Below are 20,852 nucleotides of genomic sequence, written 5' to 3'. Positions count from 1 at the left end.
GGTGGGACAGTACGGCCGCGGGCGAAAGGCTGGTTTCGTTTCATGATCGCGCAGGTGTTTCCCCTGGTTCCCGGTGGCGGCTTCATCGTCCGTCGAGTGGGCGGGCGCTGGGAGCTGATCAATTCCCGGCGCTACGGGCCTGATCAGGTGCTGCATTCGTGGCCGCTGGACCGGCACGGCGAAGCGTTCGAGCACTGCCATCGCCTCAACGGCTGCACCATCGCCACTCCGCACGCCGCACATCACTGACAGCAATTGCGCTGTGCCGCAACAACCCTGAGAGACGGCAACCGTGCGTCTCGGCAGCGTTGTCGCGCCTGATGCCGGATTTGGGGTGAAGTAGTGCATTGCGGCGCCCGGTGTGCGAGTGTGGTCCATCGTGCGTGACCGTTCCCCCTCCACCCGTGTCGTTTCCCGAGTCGCAGCAACTGCCTGCCTCCTCGCCGCCGCGGCCGCCCTCACTCCGGGCGTCCCTGTTCTCACCGGCCCGGCTCATGCCGCGCCGCCCGCGCTGACCCAGGTGTCGGTGCCTGGATTCGACGCCGACCTGAGCTCCCGGATCGCCCGGGCCGACGCCTATCTCGCCGGCCGTCCCGGTGTGGTCGGCTACGTGCTGCGTGACCGCAAGACCGGTGGCATCTACGCCAACGAACACGCCGAGAACCAGGTCTGGACCGCATCCACGATCAAGCTGGCCATCGCCGCCGACCTGCTCAACCGGGCCCGCGTCGGCGCCATCGGCCTGTCCCCCGACGACCGCTTCAACATCGAAGCGATGCTGGCCACCTCCAACGACCACGCCACCGACGTGCTGTGGCAGAAGTACATCGGCTTCGACCGGATGGCCTACAACAACGCGTTCCGCGCCTACGGCATGGTGAGCCTGATCCCGCAGCCGACCACGACCGCGCTGTTCCCGGACTGGTCGTTCCAGAAGTGCACGGCCGCCGACCTGGATCGGCTGATGAACACCATCCTCGACACCATGCACCCCGACGATCTCGCCTACCTGCTCGACCGGATGCGCTCGGTCGACTCCAATCAGCACTGGGGCGTGTGGGGCGCGGGTGCCTCGATGCGACCCGGCCTGAAGAACGGCTGGTCGGCCGAAGCCGACGGCTGGGTGGTCAACTCGGTCGGCGTCGCGGGCGCCGGTGAGCGGTACACGCTGTCGATCATGAACGCGCTCGGCGGAGCAGGCGGATACACCGACGGCGCCGAGACCGACACCCGGGTCGCCGAGATCCTTCTCGCAGGTCGCTGACTCGGCGCATCCCGTATTGTCGATCGTGTCGTTTCGATGAGATACCGCGTCACACGCCGCGATCGGGTTCTTGTTGCGACGTCACAACCGGAGCCGACTACGGTTACCCCTGTCATTACCACCGCGGGGCCCACCCCAGTCTGTCGAGGAGCGCGACGATGAGCACTGAGTCTGTCGGGAAGCGGCACCACGTAGTGGTGATCGGTTCCGGGTTCGGCGGTTTGTTCGGCACCCGGCACCTGCGCCGAGCCGATGTCGACGTCACGCTCATCTCGAAAACGTCGACCCACCTGTTCCAGCCGCTGCTGTACCAGGTGGCCACCGGCATCCTCTCGACCGGCGAGATCGCCCCGGCCACGCGGCTGGTGCTGCGCAAGCAGAAGAACGCGCAGGTGCTGCTCGGTGACGTCGTCGACGTGGACCTGGCGAACAAGAAGGTCACCTCGCGACTACTCAACCGCGACACCGAAACCACCTACGACAGCCTGATCGTCGCCACCGGCGCCCAGCAGTCGTACTTCGGCAACGACCACTTCGCCACTTACGCGCCCGGCATGAAGACCATCGACGACGCGCTCGAGTTGCGCGCGCGCATCCTCGGCTCCTTCGAACAGGCGGAGCTGGCCACCACCCAGGAAGAGCGTGACCGGCTGATGACGTTCATCGTCGTCGGCGCGGGCCCGACCGGGGTGGAGCTGGCGGGACAGATCGCCGAGCTCGCCGACCGGACCCTCGACGGCACCTTCCGCACCATCGATCCCCGCGACGCGCGCGTCATCCTGCTCGAGGGCGCCGGCGCGGTGCTCGGCCCGATGGGTCCCAAGCTGGGCGCCAAGGCGGCCAAGCGGCTCGAGAAGATGGGTGTGGAGATCCAGCTCAACGCCATGGTGACCGATGTCGACGCGCACGGCGTGATCGTCAAGGACGCCGACGGCAGCACCCGCCGCATCGAGGCCGTGTGCAAGGTGTGGTCGGCGGGCGTGCAGGCCAGCCCGCTGGGCAAGATGATCGCCGAACGATCCGAGGGCACCGAGGTGGACCGGGCGGGGCGCGTCATCGTGGAGCCCGACCTCACCGTCAAGGGCCATCCGAACGTGTTCGTGGTGGGCGACCTGATGTCGGTGCCCGGTGTGCCGGGGCAGGCACAGGGTGCCATCCAGGGTTCGACCTACGCGGCCAAGGCGATCAAGGCCGGGCTGCACGGTCAGACGCCGCAGGAGCGCAAGCCGTTCAAGTACTTCAACAAGGGCTCGATGGCCACGATCTCGCGGTTCGACGCCGTCTGCCAGATCGGCAAGCTCGAGTTCAGCGGGTTCCTCGCCTGGCTCGCCTGGCTGGCCCTGCACCTGTATTACCTGGTCGGCTACCGCAGCCGAATCGTCACGGTGATCGGCTGGTTCGTGTCGTTCCTCGGCCGCAACCGCGGTCAGATGGCGGCGACCGAGCAGTGGATCTTCGCGCGGCTCGCGATCGAGGAGGTCAACGCCGATCAGGCGGAGGCCAAGGAACTCGCGGCCGACGTGGGCGCGCCGCCCGCCACCGCCGAACCGCTCACCGCGGAGCAGCGCAAGATCGGCTGACACAGCTCTACGAAGGCCGGGTGGTTCCGTCGAACCACCCGGCCTTTCTCGTGCCAGTTGCCTTTCCCCCGACCGCTGTTGCGGGTTGCCGACGTTTCGGACCCATCCGAGTCGGGCACCGGTCCGAATGTCGGAGGTCATATGTGTGACCAATCCCCAGGATGAAAGGTGATCTATGGCGACGGGGAAACACAGGGCGCCGAACTTGCAGCGACAGAAGGTAGGTTCGGTCGTCGCAGCCGGAGCGGTACCCCTGGTCATGGCCCTGATCGGCACGGGCACCGCGAATGCCGATCCCGCGCAGGCGGCGGTGACCCAGCCCGAGCATCAGGCCGGACCGGAGTTCGACGCGGTGGCGCCCAACGCCACCCCGTACGTGGGGCAGCCGATGCCCGCGAACACCCGCAGCTCGCTGCAGTGGTCGCGGACGGGGCCGGAAATGGATTACCTGTCCCCGGTGGGACCGCTGCACGCACCGACCGCGGTCGCGCCGGTGCCGCCGATCCTGCCGCCGCCGGGCCAGTTCCGCTTCGGTGACCAGCAGGTTCCGGTGCCGGACTTCGTGCCGGTGGACACCTCGATCCAGATCAACGACGCCGCGGCCAACACCGAGGCGAACCTGGCGACGTTCCTCGACTCGGTCGGGCTCGAGCGCAGCCGCTCGGACCGGATCGCGTCCGAGACCCTCGGTTCGGCGGCCAGGGGTGCGGCGGTCGGTTCCACCGTGGCGATCCCGTTCGCGATGATGGCGAGCACGGGTGGCGCGTTGGCGGGGCTCGTCGCCGGAATCCCGTTCGTGCCGATCGGTTTGGTCGCGGGTCCGATCCTGGGCGGCATGGCCGCGTACATGGCCGTGTCGATCCCCGTCACGGTCGTCGGCGCCGGTATCGGTGCGGCGGTGGGTGCGGCGAGCGGTTTCCTCGCGCCGCCGCGGGGGATGGCCCCCGAGGCCGCCGACAGCGACGCCGAGCTCGTCAACGCTTGATCGAATTCCCAGCGGTGGGAGTCGGGCTTTTGCTGCCCGGCTCCCACCGCCTTTTCGTGAGCTATCCGGGCGTGAACGCGAGCGCGCGCAGGCGGCTGCTCGAGCGGGTGGCGAGCGAGCCGCCCGCGGCCAGCGGGAGCCGAACCTCGTCCACGCTGCCCGACCAGGCAGGACGATGGTCCGGGTAGACCAATTCGCTGTCGAGTGCACGGGCCCCGCTCAGCCGATCGTCGGTCGACGAACCCGCTCCGAGCTCGAGCCGGTGCCGAAGCAACGGCGCCTCGCCCAGGTCGGCCAGCAGATCACCGCGCCACCCACCGCCGTCCTCGCCGCTGCGGCCCACCTGCACCCGTTCCCGCAGCCGCAGCCGCGCGTCGGGCGCCACCTGGACCGTGGTCACCACATGATGGTGCGCGCCACCGGCCACGATCGTGGGTTCCGGATCGAAATCCAGTTCGGCGCCTTCGCCGATGTCGAAACGCCAGTGCGCGTGCGACACCATGGTGCCCGTGCCCGGCAGGGCGATCGTCGCCGCCACCGAACGAACCACCAGCCGCGCGCCTGCGCGCACGACGATGGTGATGTCGAGTTCGTCCCCGCCGAGCGGGGTCGCCGCGGTACCGATCAGGTGCACGGTGTCGATACCGGTGTGCCGCCCGGCCAGGCCGCCGATCGCGTCGATGCGGGGCAGCCTGCCCGGTGCGGCGACGATGCTCAGTTCAGTGCGCAACGCCGGTGGCCGCGTCCTGGTCGGCGGCGACCCGCAGCTGCTCGCGCACCCAGGCCAGGACCGGGGTGGCGGCCGGGTCGTCGGTGAGCGAGACCAGGGCGGTGGGGCGGCCGTCGCGGACCTTGGCGGCGTCGCGCTCCATCACACCGAGGTCGGCGCCGACCAGCGGGGCGAGGTCGGTCTTGTTCACCACGAGCAGGTCGGAGAAGGTGACGCCGGGGCCGCCCTTGCGCGGCACCTTGTCGCCGCCTGCCACGTCGACGACGAAGATCTGCACATCGATCAGACCGGACGAGAAGGTGGCCGTGAGATTGTCGCCGCCGGATTCCACCAGGATCAGGTCCAGCGGCGGATTGGCCGCGACGAGATCGTCGATGGCGTCGAGGTTGGCGGTGATGTCGTCGCGGATGGCGGTGTGCGGGCAGCCACCGGTCTGCACGGCGGTGATCCGCTCGTCGGGCAGCACGGCGTGGCGGCGCAGGAAGTCCGCGTCCTCGGTGGTGTAGATGTCGTTGGTCAGCACGGCGAGGGACAGCTCGTCGCGCAGCTGCCTGCACAGGGCCGCCACCAGCGCGGTCTTGCCGGAGCCGACGGGTCCACCGATGCCGATGCGCAGCGCTTCACCAGCCGTGCGGTTGCGCTTGGGCCGGTCGTGGCTGTGATCGTGCGGTTCGCCATCGATCAGATGGGGAGGCATGGGGGCTCCATTCTTCTCGGAATCACGGGGGTCAGGACGCGAACAACGGCATGTCGCGATGGAGGTGACGTTCGGCGAGCGCGTCCTGCAGCGGATCGGACAGGGCGGCGAGGCCGACGGCGGCCTCGGCGGCGATCCGGTCGCACAGCGGCGCCAGGCGCACGGTGCTCGCGGCGATGGCCGCGGGATCGAGGGCGAGCAGTCGTTGCGCGGCGGTGGCGGCGCCGGTGAGCGTCGTGTAGACGACCACGCCCGCCAGCTGTTCGGTGCTCGCTCCGCTCGCGGCGCCGACCATGCCGAACACCGTCGACAGATGCGGGCGCGGGCCTACCGCGGCCCAATCATGGTGCGGCCACAGCTGTTTGGCCAGGCGGAGCAGCCCACGGCCTTGCGCGCGCGACGCCGTTCGCGCGGCGGGTGACGGCGTACGAGCGTCGGCTTCGAGCTCGGCGCGTTCGGGCGTGAGCACCCCGCCGCACACCGCGGCGGCCAGCGATGCCGTGACCAGTCCCGAGGTGGAAATCCGGCGCCGCAGATACAGCTCCACGCTCGCGTTGTCGCGCAGCAACCCCGACGACACCGCTTCCTCGACGCCGCCGGAGTGCACGTGTCCACCGATGGGCAGGCGCGAATCGGCCAGGGCGAGCAAGGTCGCCAGTCCTGTCGCACCCTCGTTTCGCATCCGCCGATCCTATGCAACGAACCTGGACGTCTGCCCGGTGAGGGCGATCAATACGGCACACCGTGGCGGTCATCACCCCGGCCGGTGGTCGTGCTCGCCGATCAGCCGCGGGTGCTTCAGCGCGCCTCGGTGGCCGCCGAGCCGGTGCGGGCAGAGCGCCAGGCCAGTACCGCCATCGCGATCAGCAGCAGTGCGCCGCCCGCGGTAGCGACGTGCATGCCGCTGACGAAGGATTCGCGGGCCGCGTGGATCAGCCCGTCGTCGCCGGCGGACTCCAGGAGGGTGTCGCCCAGGGTCTCGCCGAAGTCGCCGCCGGAACGGAACACCAGCGCGGCCACCGAGCCGAGCAGGGCGAGACCGAGCGCGTTGCCGAGTTCGAAACTCGTTTCGGAGATCCCGACCGCCGAACCCGCCCGCTCGGCCGGCACCGCCGACACCGCGACATCCGACACCAGGGTGAACGAGAAGCCGTACCCGATACCGGCGATCACCGAGCCCGCGATGTACCAGCCGAGGCCGCCGTCGACACCGACGCCGAGCAACATCAGGTTGCCGATCGCCGACAGCAGCAGCGCGAGCGTGAACGTCGCCCGCACGCCGAGCCGCAGCCCCAGGCGCGCGCCGCTCATCGAGCACACGAACACCGCGATCGCCATCGGAATGCCGAGCAGCGCGGCGGCCAGCGGGTCACGCCCGGTGACCGACTGCAGGTAGATGCTGGTCAGGTAGCTCAGCGCGGCGAGCGACATCATGCCCGCCATGCTGGCCCCGATCGCCACCCGGAACAGCGGCCGCGTGAACAACGACAGGTCGAGTAGCGGTTCCGCGAGATGACGCTGCCTGCGCACGAACAGCACGAGCAGCCCGACGCCGATCATCGCGATCACCAGCGACACCGCGTCCAGGCCTTCGGCGGCGATGTGTTTGATGCCGTAGATCAACGGCAGGATGCCGCCGATCGACAGCGCGACACTGGGCAGATCGATCGGCCCCAGGGCCGCGGAGCGATGTTCGGGCAGCAGGATCGGCCCGAAGATCAGCAGGATCGCCAGGACCGGGATGTTGATCAGGAATACCGAGCCCCACCAGAAGTGGTGCAGCAGGACACCGCCGATGATCGGCCCGACCGCCGAACCACCGGCGAAGAACGCGGTCCAGATGCCGATCGCGGTGGCTCGTTGCCGGGTGTCGGGGAACAGGGTGGAGATCAGCGCCAGGCTCGACGGCAACAGCGTCGCCCCGCCGATGCCCATGAGTACGCGGGCCGCGATGAGGATCGGCGCGGTGGGGGCGAACGCGGCGAGCACCGACGCGACGCCGAAGATGGCGGCGCCGGCGAGCAGGATGTTGCGTCGGCCGATCCGGTCGCCGAGGTTGCCCATGGTGATGAGCAGACCGGCGAGCATGAACCCGTAGATATCGAGGATCCAGAGTTGTTGCGACGCGGTGGGATCCAGGTCGGCCGTGAGGGTCGGCATGGCAAGGAAGAGCACCGAGATGTCCATCGACACCAGCAGCACCGGCAGCAGCAGCACGCCCAATCCGAGCCATGCGCGGCGTCCACCGGCGACTGCGGTGGGCACCGCCGGTTCCAGCTTCGTCATTCCGACATCCTTCCGAGGTTGTGCGTACGCCGTACGCGCGAGCTGGGTACAGTGTACGCATGAAGGTTGTATTACGAAAACGAGTCATGGGATGACCGAGACGAAGCTCACCCGCACCGCGATCGTCGACGCCGCGATCGCCCTCGCCGACGCCGACGGACTCGACGCGGTATCGATGCGCCGCATCGCCGACCGCCTCGATGTGGGCACCATGTCGCTGTACCGGCACGTGGCGAACAAGGACGAACTCATCGCGGCCATGACCGACGAGATCGCCGCCCGGCACCCCTACCCCGATCCCGCCGGTCGCGGGTGGACGTGGCGCGACCGGGTGCGCATCGCCGCGGAGATCGATTGGGAGCTCTATCAGCAGCATCCGTGGGTGCTGCTCACTTTCGCGGTCCCCCGCTACAGCTTCGGCCCGCAAGGCCTCAACAGCCTGGCATGGCTGGTCGAAGGCCTGCGCGAACTCGACGTGACCGCCCGCGAGGCCACCACGATGGGATTCTCCGTCTGGAACTACATCTCCGGCGCCAGCTTGCCGGTGGTCGGCGGCGCACTGCTCGCCGAGAAGCGCACCGCCACCGACGACACCAACGGACTGCGCGATCTCCTCGAGGGGAAACCCTCCTTCCCCGTCCCGCCGGCGCTGGCCGAGCTCGAGGGCGCCGGGGTGAGCGACCTGACCTCCGAGGACCTGCTGTTCCTCGGCCTCGAAGCACTCTGCGACGGTTTCGCCGCCCGGGCCGCCCGTCGCGCTTGACCTCGAGCACCGTTCAGGTTGAACACTGACGTCATGCATGCGATTCAGCTCCACGAGTTCGGTCCCGCCGAGAACCTGCGCTACGCGTCGATGCCGGATCCGACACCGGGCCCGGGTCAGGTCCGCATCGACGTGGCGGCCTGCGGGGTCCACCTCGTCGACACCGCGTTGCGCCGTGGAGAGCCGGGCCCGTACCCGGTACCCGAGCTACCGACGGTCCCCGGCCGCGAGGTCGCCGGAGTCGTGGACCGCGTCGGCGACGGTGTCGACGGCGCCCTGCTCGGTACGCGTGTCGTCGCCCACCTGGGCACCGCACCCGGCGGCTATGCCGAGCTCGCGGTCACCGAAGCCGAACGCCTCCTTGCCGTTGCGGACAGCGTGAGCTTCAGCGCCGCCGTCGCGATGGTCGGCACCGGTCGCACGGCGCTGGGCATTCTCCAGTTCACCGAACTCGATGCCGACAGCATCGCGGTCGTAACCGCGGCGGCCGGCGGGATCGGCACCCTGCTGGTCCAGTACGCCGTCGCCGCGGGCGCCACGGTGGTCGGGCTCGCGGGTGGACCGGACAAGGTGGCGATGGCGCGAGCCGACGGCGCCGATATCGCGGTCGACTACACGCTGCCGGATTGGCCGGCGACGGTGCGTGCCCAGCTGGGCGGCCGGGCCGCGACCGTCGTGTTCGACGGCGTCGGCGGGCCGGTCGCCGAAGCCGCCGTAGACCTGCTCGGCCCCGGCGGCGCCCACCTGGTTTTCGGCTGGTCGGCGGGCGCTCCGGCACAGGTGGACACCGCCGCGCGCGGCATCACCTCCGAAACCGTGCTCGGCCCGCCGATGATCCAGCGGGCGGGCGGTGACCTGCGCGTCCTGTCCGAACGCGCCCTGGCCGGCGCGGGCACCGGCTTGTTCCGTCCCGCAGTGACCGAATTCCCATTGGCCGAGGCCGCCACCGCCCACCACGCTCTCGAATCCCGCTCCACCACAGGCAAAGTCGTGTTGATCCCCTGACAGGTCGAGATCATCGGGCTCCGGCGGTGGTGATCCGGCCGGAATCTCCGGTACCCGGGCCTGATGATCAACCGACCAGCTCACCGGTCGTCGGGCGCGTCCCGAATGTCGGACGACGGGGCGAGGGTCGGTGGTGAAGACTGGACCTATGACCGACGCGCAGCCGCCCGCCGATCGTCGCCTCGCCGCTCAGTCGCTGGCCGCGAACGATCCGACCGGATGGTTCGAACCGCTCTACGCCGAGGCCGCCGCGGGGACCTCGGTGGTTCCGTGGGATCGCGACGTCCCCAATCCCCTGCTGGTCGACTGGCTCCGCACCGCCACCCTGCCGCAGGGAGCGCGGGCCGTGGTGATCGGCTGCGGATACGGCATCGACGCCGAATTCGTTGCCTCCCAAGGTATCCGAACCACGGCCTTCGACATCTCCCCCACCGCGATCCGTGGCGCCCGTGCCCGATTCCCGCATTCCCCCGTCACCTACAAGGTTGCCGACCTCCTCCACCCGCCGCCGACCTGGCTCCACGCCTTCGACCTGGTCGTCGAGTCGATCACCGTTCAATCCCTGCCCCTGGACGTCCGCACCCACGCCATCACCGGTATCCGGGACCTCCTCGCACCCGGCGCGACCCTGCTCGTGATCGCCGACATCAGCCAGACCCCCGCGACCGCCGGCCCGCCCTGGCCGCTCACCCGCGCCGACATCGACTCTTTCACCGCCTCCGACCTGACCCCGGTCCGGGTAGAAACCGTCTCTCGTGCCGACGCCTCAGGTCTGCACCGCTGGCGGGCGGAGTTCCACCGCCCGCCGCGCACCGCCGACTGATACCGGGCAACGCCAGGCAGGAGCGGTCCGCAGGGGCGGCCGAACGCGGACCGAGCGCGCGAATCGCGATCAAGACCAGGCCCAGGGCCGCGTACAACGTGAGAATGTCGCCGTCCCCAGACGGTAGAGCGCCGAATCGGCGCCTCAGACGCCGGGCGCAGCGTTCTGTACGGGGCGACGCCACGTTGGGACGGTCAGGTAGGTCGCGGAGCGGAGCAACCACTCCACCGGGCCGTACGAATGACCGCGCAGCCACCAGGCGCTGAACGCGAGCTGGGCGGCGAAGGTGAGCAGGGCGATCGCGATGACGCCCAGGGGTGCGATGTCATCGGCGAGGGCTAGGCCGTATCCGGTGTAGACGAGCATCAGCACCACGGATTGCCCGATGTAGTTGGTGGCGGCCATGCGCCCGGCCGGGGCGAGCAGAGCGGTGCAGCGGCCAAGGCGTGCGGACTGCGCGGCGAGCAGGACCGCGGCGACATAGGCGAACGTCATGAACGGGTTCACCAGCATCTGCAGGCCGTGGATCACCGCGGGGGCGTGCCACCAGGTCATCGACTCGGCGAAGGTCATCGCCGAGATCGGACCACCGATGCCGAAGCCGATCACGAGTGCGCGTAAGGACCAGCGGCGCAGCGTATCCGGATCCGCGAACAGGTTGCGTTTGCCCGCCGCCATGCCGATCAGGAACATCGCCAGGCTCGGTACGCCCTGACTGAACCAGATCAGCAATAGGAACACCGGCGCGATGGCCGTCTGCGCGGAGAACGTCGATGCGAAGTCCGCGGTGTAGTCGGCCGATATCGCGGGCAGGTCGACGAGCTCGCCGAAGGCGAGAAGACCGGTACTGCCGGGCAGGAAGCTCCACGCCGACCACGTCGCGTACAGCACCACACCGGTGATCACCGCGGTCCGCGGCCGCAACTTACGAAGCGCGATGAGGGTCAGGCACAGGAACGCGTACAGGGTGAGGATGTCGCCGATCCACAGCAGGTAGACGTGGACGAGTCCGATCGCCATCAGCGCGGCACACCGCCGCAGCAACCGCCGCACCGGCGAGGCCCCCGCCCGCTGGGCCGCCGCGATCTGCAACGTGAACGAGTACCCGAACAGAAACGCGAACAGCAGGTAGAACCGCCCGGCGAACAGCGCGTCGACGGTGGCCCGTACCAGCAGATCGACGGTGCCGCCGAAACGCAGTACCGGATCCTCGCGCGTGCCTACCACCGACCACAGCGAGGTCGCCACGACCACGTTGGTGATCAGGATCCCGGACAGGGCGAACCCACGCAGGATGTCGACCTCGGCGATCCGCGATCCGGATCGCACTGCGGGCGAGCGTGTTCCGAGCGCGTCTGCCATGCACCGAGGGTACGCACGCCTCCCGGTCACATTCGTCCACCGTGCGAGCTATTTCGACGCCCTGTCGGAGTGACCCGCTCTCAGCCTTGCGGGGTATTGACAGCCGGGCCCGAGCAGGGGGCATCCCTGAGCCACCCGCGCCCGTCACGGTGCCACAATGGAGCACGATCACGCTCGGCAGGGACTCGCAACCACCACGGAGGCGGACATGCAGGCAGTTGTCATCGATGAATTCGGCGAACCGAAGGATGTGCTCACCGCACAGCAGGCGCCCACCCCCGACCCCGGGGCGGGTGAGGTGCGGATCGCGATGTCGCTGTCGCCGATCCACAATCACGATCTGGCGATCATCCGCGGCGTCTACGGCTATCGGCCGCCGCTGCCCGCGATCCCCGGAACCGAGGCGGCCGGCGTCGTCGAGGCGGTCGGCCCCGGTGTCGACGCACTTCAGGTTGGTCAGCGGGTGGCGATCGCCGGCGTCCGTGGCGCCTGGGCGGATTCCTTCGTCGCCCGCGCCGAACAAGCGGTGCCGATGCCGGATTCCGTGCCCGACGAGACCGCCTGCCAGCTGCTCGCCATGCCGCTGAGCGCCCTGATGCTGCTCGACGATCTCCAGGTGCGGGCCGGTGAGTGGATCGTCGTGAACGCCGCCAACGGTGCGGTCGGTCGCCTGCTCAACCTGTTCGCGAAGGAACGCGGAGTGCGGGTGCTGAGCCTGGTCCGCGGCCAGTCGTCGGTGCAAGCGCTGGAAAAGCTCGGCTACGGTCCCGTGCTCGACACCGAATCGGTGGGCTGGCTCGCCACGGGGGCCGACATCACCGGTGGCGAACCGATCGTGCGCGCCGTCGACCAGGTCAGCGGTCCGGCCGCGGGTGATCTGATGGCGCTGCTCGCCCCGCGCGGTGAACTGATCTCCTTCGGCGCGCTGTCGGGCAAACCACTGATCATCGACACCGGCGCCGTCATCTTCAAACAGGCTGTGGTGAAAGGATTCTGGGGCCAGCAGCGCAGTTCCGACATCGACCGGGCCGACTACGTGCGGTTGATCACCGAACTCGTCACCCTCGCCGCCGACGGCACCCTGCGACTGGATGTCCAGGCCGATTTCGCGCTCGCGCAGGCCGCCGAGGCCGCGGTGGTGTCCGAAACTCCCGGCCGCAACGGCAAAGTGGTCCTGCACGCCGGAACTCGCTGAACGCTCGGCCGGGCGGGTGAACGCGCCACTCACCCGGCCGAACTCTTTCCGGACTCCCAACAGCAGGCGAAATTTCCGCGATGGGCTGTTCCCGCGCGCCGTCAGCGGGCAGGATTCGCCGCAGGAGCAGCGGCGACGCCGCGCCGCTGCCGAGCAGAGGACTGAGCCGATGACCGCAGCACAGGCCCCCAATCCCGACTTCGCACAGCTGGTCCCCAGCGTCGTGCTGTCCATGCCCGCCGCCGCGCACCTGGGTTTCCACTTCAGCCGGGTCGAGCCCGGCGACGTCGAGATCGTGCAACCACACCGGCGCGAACTCACCCAGCACGACGGCTATTTCCAGGGCGGCGTCCTCGGCTCGCTCGCCGATTTCGCCGCCGGCTCGGCCGCGGGCACGCTGCTGCCCGCAGGCTGGGTGAACATGACCATCGACTACACCGTGAAGATTCTCGCGCCCGCCAAAGGGCCGAACGTGGTCGCCCGCGGCCGGGTGATCAAGCCGGGCGCACTGCTCACGATCGCCGCCGCCGACGTGTTCTCGGTGGAGGAATCCGGCGAAATCCTGTGTGCCACCGCGCTGGTGACGATGCGCAACGTTCGCCTCGCGGCGGCCTGAGCACCGGCGGCGAGCGACCCCATGCCGATCATCACTCTCGACGATGTTCCGATCTCCTATACCGACACCGGCGCTCCCTCGGGCACACCCGACGCCGCCACCGTGGTCTTCGGCCACGGATTGTTGTTCGGTGGCTGGATGTTTCGCGCCCAGCTCCAGGCCCTGCAAGGCGACTACCGGTGCGTCACCCTCGACTGGCGAGGTCAGGGCGATACCCCACCCACCGCCGGCGGCTATGACATGGACACTCTCACTGCCGACGCGGTGGGGGTGATCCGCGCTCTCGACGCGGGCCCCGTGCACTGGGTCGGGCTGTCCATGGGCGGCTTCGTCGGCCAACGACTGGCCGCCAGGCACGGCGAACTCCTGCGATCGCTCACGCTTCTCGACACCAGCGCTCAGGCCGAGGATCCCGCCAAGATCGGCGAATACCACCGGCTGGCCCTGGCGCTGCGCTGGCTCGGCATCCGCCCCATCGCCGGCCGGGTGGCCACGCACCTGTTCGGCCCCTCGTTTCGGGCTTCCGGCACCGGCAAGGAAGTCGTCCGCGAGTGGTCGCGTCGCCTGGCCGGAATCGATCGTATCGGCACCCGCAACGCCGTCCACGGTGTCACCGAACGCGGCGCCGTCGACGGCGAACTCGCGGCGATCACCATCCCCACCCAGATCATCGTCGGCGCGGACGACGCCGCCACCCCGCTCCCGCATGCCCGCCAGATCGCCGCGCTCATCCCGCATGCCCGGCTCCACACGATCCCCGCGTGCGGTCACTCGAGTTCCCTCGAACAACCGGAGGCCGTCACCGAACTCCTTCGGGATTTCCTGGCATCGGTCGAGTCGAGCACCTCGACGACGGAGCCACGCACCACCTGATCGCGAATTCGTTTTCGTCACAGGGCTTTCCGTGCTTCCGGTGTGTACGGTCGATGCGCGTTCGGCCCGGCGCGGGTACCGTCGATTCGATGGCCGACCTCACCGCTTCCGCCCCTGTCGAGTCCATCGGCGCCGACTTCTTCGACGATCCGCACGCGCAGTACCGCCGGTGGCGCGCCGAGGGCCCCGTCCATCGGGTTCGCTTCCCCGACGATGTCGTGCGCTGGGTGGTCGTCGGCTATCCCGAAGCCAAGATCGCGCTCGCCGACCCGCGCTTGAGCAAGGACGCCGTGCAGCTCAACGCGATCCTGCACACCAAGCGCGACACCACGGCGACGGACCCGAATATCGTCGCGCTCCTGAGCCATATGCTCGGCACCGACCCGCCCGCGCACACCCGCCTGCGCAAGCTCGTGAACAAGGCTTTCACCAGCCGCCAGGTCGCCCTGCTGCGACCACGTATCGAGCAGATCACCGCGTCGCTGCTGGACGCGATGGGTGATCGCGACGAGGTCGATCTGATGAACGATTTCGCCAATCCCCTTCCGGTGACGGTGATCTGCGAGCTGCTCGGTGTCCCGTTCGAGGATCGCGCTGATTTCCAAGCCTGGACCAAGGCCCTGGTCACGGTGGTGGGCGAGGGCGAGCAGGACGAGCGTCCCGCCGCGTCGGCCGCGATGGTCGGCTATCTCGCGAAGCTGGTGCGCACCAAGCAGTCCGCGCCCGCCGAGGATCTGCTGTCCCAACTGGTCCTCGCGGACGAGGAGGGCGATCGGCTCACCGATCAGGAACTGGTGTCGATGGCGTTCCTGCTGCTGGTCGCGGGCCACGAGACCACGGTGAACCTCATCGGCAACGGCGTCCTCGCCCTGCTCCGCAACCCCGAGCAGTGGCAGGCCCTGCGCGCCGACCCCACCGGTATCCCCGCCGCGATCGAGGAATTCCTGCGCTTCGACGGCCCCGTCGACATGGCCACCGCCCGCTATACCGCGGAACCGGTCACACTGGGCGACACCGAGATCCCCGCAGGCGAGATCGTCTACGTCGCCCTCTCGGCCGCCAACCGCGACCCCGCCCGCTTCGCCGCCCCCGACACCCTCGCCACCGACACTCCCACCGCCGGCCACCTCGCCTTCGGCCACGGCATCCATTTCTGCGTCGGCGCCCCCTTGGCCCGCGTAGAAGCCGAAATCGCCTTCACCGCACTCCTGCACCGCTACCCCGACCTGACCCTCGCCCCCACCGCCGACCTCCGCTGGCAAACCAGCACCCTCATCCGGGGCCTACTCGAACTACCGGTCCGGCTGCGCTGAGGCCGCTGACCGCCACCACGATGTAGATCGGCGCCCCGGTGGGGCTTTTCCACCATCGGCCGATCACCCGGTGACAGCGTCGCCGAACCCCGCCAACGACTGACGACCACGACGAGCACCGATGGTGCGGTTCGTGGGTCGGTGGGGTCGAGATGATTGGACCGATCGACGTTCACTATCGCCCCGGCGCGGGGGCCGTGGCGGGCTCGACACTGGGCCCATGGCACGACTGCAGATCGAAGCGGTGTCGAAGAAGTTCGATGCCGAGTACGCGGTGCGCGAGGTGAGTCTCGACATCGCCGATGGTGAGTTCATGGTGTTGCTGGGGCCCAGTGGCTGCGGCAAGTCCACGTTGTTGCGGATGATCGCGGGGCTGGAGGAGCCGAGCGCGGGGCGGATTCTGGTGGGCGACGTCGACGTGACGGACGCGGCGCCACAGCGGCGGGATCTGGCGATGGTGTTCCAGAGTTACGCGCTGTATCCGCATCTTTCGGTGGCGCGCAATATCGGGTTCCCGTTGCGGGCCCGGCGCAGGCCACGGGCGGAGATCGCGCAGCGGGTCGCCGAGGTGTCGGCGACGCTGGAGATCTCGGCGCTGCTGGAGCGACGCCCGGTCGCCCTGTCCGGCGGACAGCGGCAACGAGTCGCGCTGGCACGCGCCATGGTGCGCGATCCCGGCGCGTTCCTGATGGACGAACCGCTGTCGAACCTCGACGCGAAACTGCGCAGCGCGACCCGCGCCGAACTGATCGCGCTGCACCAGCGCCTCGGCGCGACCTTCCTCTACGTCACCCACGATCAGGTCGAGGCGATGACGATGGCGACGCGCATCGCGCTGCTCAACCAGGGCCGCATCGAACAGTGCGGCACCCCGGAGGAGCTCTACGACCGCCCGCGCTCGACCTTCGTCGCCGGCTTCCTCGGATCGCCGCCGATGAACCTGTTCCCCGCCGTCGTCACCGCGAGCGACGGCCATATGACGGTGATGGCCGACGGCATCGATGCCGCCCTGGACATTGCCGAGAATTCCGGCGACGCCACCGCCGTCGTCGCCGGAATCCGCCCGGAACGCCTGCGGATCGACGACACCTCGACCGATGTCCGCGGGCGGGTACGGATGGTCGAGAACCTCGGCAGCGAAGAACTCGTGCACCTCGAGTCCGGCCTCTGCGTGCGCGCGGCGCGACCGGCCGGTGTCCGGGTGGGCGAGGACATCGCCTGCCGCGTCGACCCCGCCGACATCCACCTGTTCGACCCCGATACCGGCCTGCGGCTGACGTGGCAAGCGCCCAACTCCCCCGCGGAACCGGCCGTCGACGCGGCCGCGATCCCCGTCCCCTGATTTCGGCACCACCCCGATGACAAGGATAGAACCACGATGAAACGCACACTGCCCGCGCTGGGCGTGGTGTTCACCGCCGCCCTCGCCCTCACCGGTTGCGGCCTCGGCACCACCGGGTCCACCGACGCCACCACTACCGCGCAGATTCCCGAACTGGCTGCCGACCAACAGGTTTCGATCGTCTTCGAGTCCTACAGCTACGGTGTGGCGGGCGCCTGGACCGACACCTTCAACGCCCTGATCGCCGACTTCGGCGCCAAGCACCCCAATATCAAGGTCACCGCGCAGAAGCCGCAGGGCAACAGCCCCAACCCGGCCACCGACACCGTCTCCAGCATCCAGAACCAGATGGTGGCGGGCACCCCGCCCGACGTCGCCCAGCTCGGCTTCTCCGACCTGGACTTCACCATCCACCAGCTCAAGGCCAAGCCGCTGGACCAGCTGGTCGGCGCATCGGAAGTGAAGCAGAACTTCGACGGCGCCCGCCACGCGTACGCGCCCCGCGCCCGCACCCTCGACGACTGGGACGGCCACACCTATGGCGTTCCGTTCGTCTTCTCCACGCCCGTCCTGTATCTGAACGCGTCGCTGTTCGCCGAGGCCGGTCTCGATCCCGCCAAGCCGCCCACCACCTGGGACGAGGTCACCACCGCCGCGAAGGCGATCGCCGACCGCACCGGCAAGGGCGGGGTCTACATCGACTGCCTGACCAAGACCGCCAAGGACTGGTGCTTCCAGTCGCTGGTGCGCTCCAACGGCGGCCGCGTGATCTCCGAGGATCGCAACACCCTCACCTTCGCCGACGCTCCCGCCGTCGAGGTCACCAAGATGGCGCAGAACCTCGTGAACAGCGGCAGCATGCCCAAGCTCAATCAGAAGCAGGGCTACGAGGCGTTCGGTCGCGGCGAGATCGGCATGATGCTCGAAACCAGCGCGTTGCAAAGCGTTTTCGTCACCGGGTCCAAGGGCAAGTGGGACCTGCGTTCGGCGCCGATGCCCGGTTTCGGCAGCAAAGCCGCCGTCCCGACGAATTCCGGTGCGGGCCTGCACATCCTGTCCAACGACCCCGCGAAACAGCGGGCCGCGTGGGAACTGATCAAGCACCTGACCAGCGAGGATTCCTACAAGAAGATCGCGCAGAACATCGGCTACCTGCCGCTGCGGACCGGCCTGCTCGAGGAAGCGGGTGGGCTGAAGGAATGGGCCGACCAGAACCCGCTGCTGCGCCCGAATGTCGCGCAGCTGGCGAACATGGAGCCGTGGGTGTCGATGCCGGGCAACAACTATCTGCAGATGCGCGACGGCATGATGGACGCCGTCGAGGCCGTCGTGTTCCAGGGCGCCGACCCGCAGTCGACGCTCACCGCCGCCCGCACCGCGGGCACCGAACTCATGCCGAAGTCATGAGCGGGCTGACGATCGTCCAGATCACCGACACCCACCTGCGGCCCGAGGGCGAACTGCTCCACGGGGTCGACACCGCCGCCAATCTGACCGCGGTGCTCGACCGGCTGCGCGAATTCGGGCAGCGCGTCGACGTGCTGATCTTCTCCGGTGATCTCAGCGACAACGGTTCGCCCGAGGCCTACCGGCGGTTGCGGGCCGCGGTCGAGCCCGTCGCGGCCGATCTCGGCGCCGAGATCGTCTACGCGATGGGCAATCACGACGAACGCACCGCCTTCGGCATCGAACTGCTCGGCCGCGACACCGTGGACCCGGATCTCCCACACGACCAGAGTGTCGAGATCGCGGGCGTGCGGATCATCGTGCTGGACAGCACCACACCGTTCCAGCACGACGGCAAGCTCGAGCCGGAGCAGCTGGCCTGGCTGGCCGAGCAGCTGCGCACCCCCGCCCCGCACGGCACCGTGCTGGTGGTGCACCATCCGCCGCTGCGTTCCCCGCTGGCCACCCTGGACTTCCTCCGGCTCAAGGACGCCGAGCAGCTGGCCGAGGTCGTGGCGGGCACCGATGTCCGGATGATCCTGTGCGGACACAACCACCTCACCGGCGCCTCGGCGCTGGCCGGGATTCCGGTGTGGATCGGTCCCGCGACGGCCTACCGGGTGGACCCCATGGCACCGGCGGGCAGGCACCGCGGCTTCGTCGGATTCGGATTCAGCCGCGTCGACGTCACGGAGTCGACAGTGCTGGCCACCGCGATCGACGCTGCTCCGGCGCCGAAGGTCTATGACCGGCCGGAGTCGGAGATGCTCGAGCAGATCGCGGCGATCGTCGCCGCGCGGGCGGCGGTGCGGTAGATGTTCGTCATCGATGCGCCGGCGTCGCCGGTACCGCCGGTCGCGGCGACACCGGTGCGCCGGCGCCTCACCCGCCGCCATGTGGCCCGGTTCGTCGCGCCCTACCTCTATCTGAGCCCGGCACTGGTGCTGCTGGTGGTGTGGACCTATCAACCGCTGGTGCAGGCCCTGCAGCTGTCCACCTACTCGTGGAACCTGCTGCCGACCGCGCCGATGACACCGGTGGGCACCGCGAATTACGAACGGCTGCTGGACCTTCCGGCGTTCTGGGGCGCCCTCGGTCGCACCGGGACACTGATCCTGGGCCTGTTGCCGTTCACGGTGGTGCTGCCGGTCGTGATCGCGATGGCGAGCAGACGGGTCACCGGTCGGGCGCGCACGATCTATCAGGCACTGGTATTCGCGCCGTTCCTGGTCGCGCCGGTCGCGGCGGCGGCGGTGTGGCGCTGGTTGCTGCATCCGGGGACGGGCTTCCTCGCCCAGGTGACCGGTTCGGACCGCAACTGGGTGTACGAGACCGCGACCGCGCAGGGCGTGATCATCGCGATCACCGCCTGGCACCTGATCGGCTTCGCGGTGCTCGTGGTGTGGGCGGGCCTGGCCGGAATCAGCGGTGACTACGACGAAGCGGCCAGGGTCGACGGCGCCTCACCCGGTCAGATCCGGCGCTGGATCACCCTGCCGCTGCTCTCGCCCACCGTGCTGTTCCTCGTCCTCACAACCGTGTTGCTCAGTCCCACACTGACTTTCCCGCTCATCGACTCGATGACCCAGGGCGGTCCCGCGCAGGCCACCACCAATATCTACTACCTGCTCTGGGATTACGCCTTCCACAGTTTCGACGCCGGTTTGAGCGCCGCGGCCGGTGTGCTGCTGTTCTTCGGCTTCGGTCTGGTGGCCGCGCTGCTGGTCTGGATCTCGGAAAAGGTTGCTGTCCATGACGATTGAACGACTGCGCGGGGCGGGCAGCCACCTGCTGCTCGCCGCCACGGCGCTGGTGTGCGTGTTCCCGATCTACTGGCTGTTCGCGACGTCGCTGCGCAGACCCGAGGACGTCACCTCGCTGTCGCCGATCCCGTGGCCCCTGTCGACCGCCAACTATCTCGACGCGGCGCAGAAGGTCGACATCGCCGGTCTGATCGCCAACACGTTCTTCGTCGCGGTGCTCTCGGCGGCGGGCCAGCTGCTCATCGCCTTGCTGGCGTCGTACGCGTTCGCCATCTACACCTTCCCGCTGCAGAAGCTGCTGTATCTGGCGTTCGTCGGGGTGTGGCTGGTGCCGTTCCAGGTGACGATGCTGCCCAACTACATCCTGCTCAACCAGCTGGGCCTGATCAACACCCTGATCGGCGTCGTGCTGCCGACGCTGTGCTCGGCGCTGGCGGTGCTGCTGTTGCGCCAGCACATGTCGGCGTTCCCGAAAGAGCTCATCGCCGCCGCGAAGATCGACGGGCGCTCGTCGTGGTCGATCCTGTGGACCGTGGTGGTCCCGAACCTGCGACCCGCGCTCGCCGCGCTCGGCATCCTGCTGTTCATCAACGCGTGGAACGAGTACTTCTGGCCCGCGGTCGTGCTGCGTCAGTCCAACAGTGTGCTGCAGCTGGGACTGCGTAGTTTCATGGGCACCGAAGGCGATCAGTGGGGGCCGATGATGGCGCTGGCGGGTCTGGCCTGCCTGCCGGTGCTGCTGCTGTATCTGGTGCTGCAGCGCCACATCGTCAATGCGTTCGTGCGGTCGGGACTGAAATGAACGACGA

At 69.0% G+C, this 20,852-nt stretch carries 21 protein-coding genes; 16 read left to right on the top strand and 5 right to left on the bottom strand.

Annotation, left to right across the window (positions count from 1 at the left end):
* Positions 1 to 42: 42 nt before the first annotated feature.
* The 4 genes from ACFVVI_RS04495 (at position 43) to ACFVVI_RS04480 (ending at position 3,829) form a co-directional block, all read left to right on the top strand.
* Positions 43 to 249, top strand: coding sequence for a hypothetical protein (locus tag ACFVVI_RS04495; protein ID WP_101467248.1), 207 nt, complete (start codon positions 43 to 45; stop codon positions 247 to 249).
* 130 nt (positions 250 to 379) lie between these two features.
* On the top strand, positions 380 to 1,264 hold the full coding sequence (locus ACFVVI_RS04490; protein ID WP_378988357.1) for a tat pathway signal sequence: 885 nt from the start codon (positions 380 to 382) through the stop codon (positions 1,262 to 1,264).
* Between the two features lie 158 nt (positions 1,265 to 1,422).
* A complete protein-coding gene (locus tag ACFVVI_RS04485) occupies positions 1,423 to 2,844 on the top strand; it encodes an NAD(P)/FAD-dependent oxidoreductase (RefSeq protein ID WP_378988360.1) in 1,422 nt (473 codons plus the stop codon).
* Positions 2,845 to 3,049: 205 nt separating this feature from the next.
* Positions 3,050 to 3,829 carry a hypothetical protein gene (locus ACFVVI_RS04480; protein WP_387443165.1) on the top strand — a complete coding sequence of 260 codons (780 nt, stop codon included), beginning with the start codon at positions 3,050 to 3,052 and terminating at the stop codon, positions 3,827 to 3,829.
* A gap of 61 nt (positions 3,830 to 3,890) precedes the next feature.
* Here the strand turns inward: ACFVVI_RS04480 and ACFVVI_RS04475 are convergent, their stop codons facing one another.
* From ACFVVI_RS04475 to ACFVVI_RS04460, 4 genes are all read right to left on the bottom strand, one after another.
* On the bottom strand, positions 3,891 to 4,559 hold the full coding sequence (locus ACFVVI_RS04475) for an urease accessory protein UreD (protein ID WP_387443163.1): 669 nt from the start codon (positions 4,557 to 4,559) through the stop codon (positions 3,891 to 3,893).
* On the bottom strand, positions 4,549 to 5,256 hold the full coding sequence (gene ureG, locus ACFVVI_RS04470) for an urease accessory protein UreG (protein WP_378988366.1): 708 nt from the start codon (positions 5,254 to 5,256) through the stop codon (positions 4,549 to 4,551). Before ureG ends, ACFVVI_RS04475 begins: the two co-directional genes overlap by 11 nt.
* Positions 5,257 to 5,287: 31 nt before the next feature.
* Entirely contained in the window at positions 5,288 to 5,938 is a 651-nt protein-coding gene (locus ACFVVI_RS04465; RefSeq protein WP_379315714.1) for an urease accessory protein UreF, read from the bottom strand.
* 116 nt (positions 5,939 to 6,054) lie between these two features.
* Positions 6,055 to 7,542 (bottom strand): MFS transporter, encoded by a 1,488-nt coding sequence (locus tag ACFVVI_RS04460; RefSeq protein ID WP_387443159.1) that lies wholly within the window; start codon positions 7,540 to 7,542, stop codon positions 6,055 to 6,057.
* A gap of 91 nt (positions 7,543 to 7,633) precedes the next feature.
* Between ACFVVI_RS04460 and ACFVVI_RS04455 the strand changes: the two genes are divergently transcribed.
* From ACFVVI_RS04455 to ACFVVI_RS04445, 3 genes are all read left to right on the top strand, one after another.
* A complete protein-coding gene (locus ACFVVI_RS04455) occupies positions 7,634 to 8,305 on the top strand; it encodes a TetR/AcrR family transcriptional regulator (RefSeq protein WP_387443157.1) in 672 nt (223 codons plus the stop codon).
* Positions 8,306 to 8,338: 33 nt separating this feature from the next.
* Positions 8,339 to 9,310, top strand: a complete 972-nt coding sequence (locus ACFVVI_RS04450) for a zinc-binding dehydrogenase (RefSeq protein WP_387443156.1) — start codon at positions 8,339 to 8,341, stop codon at positions 9,308 to 9,310.
* A gap of 148 nt (positions 9,311 to 9,458) precedes the next feature.
* On the top strand, positions 9,459 to 10,133 hold the full coding sequence (locus tag ACFVVI_RS04445; RefSeq protein WP_378988376.1) for a class I SAM-dependent methyltransferase: 675 nt from the start codon (positions 9,459 to 9,461) through the stop codon (positions 10,131 to 10,133).
* 144 nt (positions 10,134 to 10,277) lie between these two features.
* On the opposite strand, the gene ACFVVI_RS04440 is transcribed toward ACFVVI_RS04445, so the two are convergent.
* Complete coding sequence (locus ACFVVI_RS04440; protein WP_387443154.1) at positions 10,278 to 11,495, bottom strand: DUF418 domain-containing protein; 1,218 nt, start codon at positions 11,493 to 11,495, stop codon at positions 10,278 to 10,280.
* A 208-nt stretch (positions 11,496 to 11,703) separates the two neighbouring features.
* Between ACFVVI_RS04440 and ACFVVI_RS04435 the strand changes: the two genes are divergently transcribed.
* The 9 genes from ACFVVI_RS04435 (at position 11,704) to ACFVVI_RS04395 (ending at position 20,845) form a co-directional block, all read left to right on the top strand.
* Positions 11,704 to 12,690: a zinc-binding dehydrogenase gene (locus tag ACFVVI_RS04435; protein WP_387443152.1), complete on the top strand. Its 987-nt coding sequence runs from the start codon at positions 11,704 to 11,706 to the stop codon at positions 12,688 to 12,690.
* A gap of 169 nt (positions 12,691 to 12,859) precedes the next feature.
* Positions 12,860 to 13,306 (top strand): PaaI family thioesterase, encoded by a 447-nt coding sequence (locus ACFVVI_RS04430; protein ID WP_378988382.1) that lies wholly within the window; start codon positions 12,860 to 12,862, stop codon positions 13,304 to 13,306.
* Between the two features lie 21 nt (positions 13,307 to 13,327).
* The gene (locus ACFVVI_RS04425) at positions 13,328 to 14,179 is read left to right on the top strand and encodes an alpha/beta fold hydrolase (RefSeq protein WP_387443150.1); all 852 of its coding nucleotides are present in this window, start codon (positions 13,328 to 13,330) and stop codon (positions 14,177 to 14,179) included.
* Between the two features lie 89 nt (positions 14,180 to 14,268).
* Positions 14,269 to 15,492, top strand: a complete 1,224-nt coding sequence (locus ACFVVI_RS04420) for a cytochrome P450 (RefSeq protein WP_387443148.1) — start codon at positions 14,269 to 14,271, stop codon at positions 15,490 to 15,492.
* A 220-nt stretch (positions 15,493 to 15,712) separates the two neighbouring features.
* The gene (locus tag ACFVVI_RS04415) at positions 15,713 to 16,834 is read left to right on the top strand and encodes an ABC transporter ATP-binding protein (protein ID WP_387443146.1); all 1,122 of its coding nucleotides are present in this window, start codon (positions 15,713 to 15,715) and stop codon (positions 16,832 to 16,834) included.
* Between the two features lie 36 nt (positions 16,835 to 16,870).
* Positions 16,871 to 18,241, top strand: a complete 1,371-nt coding sequence (locus tag ACFVVI_RS04410) for an ABC transporter substrate-binding protein (RefSeq protein WP_387443144.1) — start codon at positions 16,871 to 16,873, stop codon at positions 18,239 to 18,241.
* The gene (locus ACFVVI_RS04405; protein WP_387443143.1) at positions 18,238 to 19,095 is read left to right on the top strand and encodes a metallophosphoesterase; all 858 of its coding nucleotides are present in this window, start codon (positions 18,238 to 18,240) and stop codon (positions 19,093 to 19,095) included. Before ACFVVI_RS04410 ends, ACFVVI_RS04405 begins: the two co-directional genes overlap by 4 nt.
* A complete protein-coding gene (locus ACFVVI_RS04400) occupies positions 19,096 to 20,043 on the top strand; it encodes a carbohydrate ABC transporter permease (RefSeq protein ID WP_378988395.1) in 948 nt (315 codons plus the stop codon).
* Positions 20,033 to 20,845 carry a carbohydrate ABC transporter permease gene (locus tag ACFVVI_RS04395; RefSeq protein WP_378988397.1) on the top strand — a complete coding sequence of 271 codons (813 nt, stop codon included), beginning with the start codon at positions 20,033 to 20,035 and terminating at the stop codon, positions 20,843 to 20,845. Before ACFVVI_RS04400 ends, ACFVVI_RS04395 begins: the two co-directional genes overlap by 11 nt.
* Positions 20,846 to 20,852: the final 7 nt, after the last annotated feature.

It is taken from the genome of Nocardia sp. NPDC058114, assembly GCF_042884695.1.
Classification (GTDB): domain Bacteria; phylum Actinomycetota; class Actinomycetes; order Mycobacteriales; family Mycobacteriaceae; genus Nocardia.
This window is presented reverse-complemented; position numbering and strand designations above follow the sequence as displayed.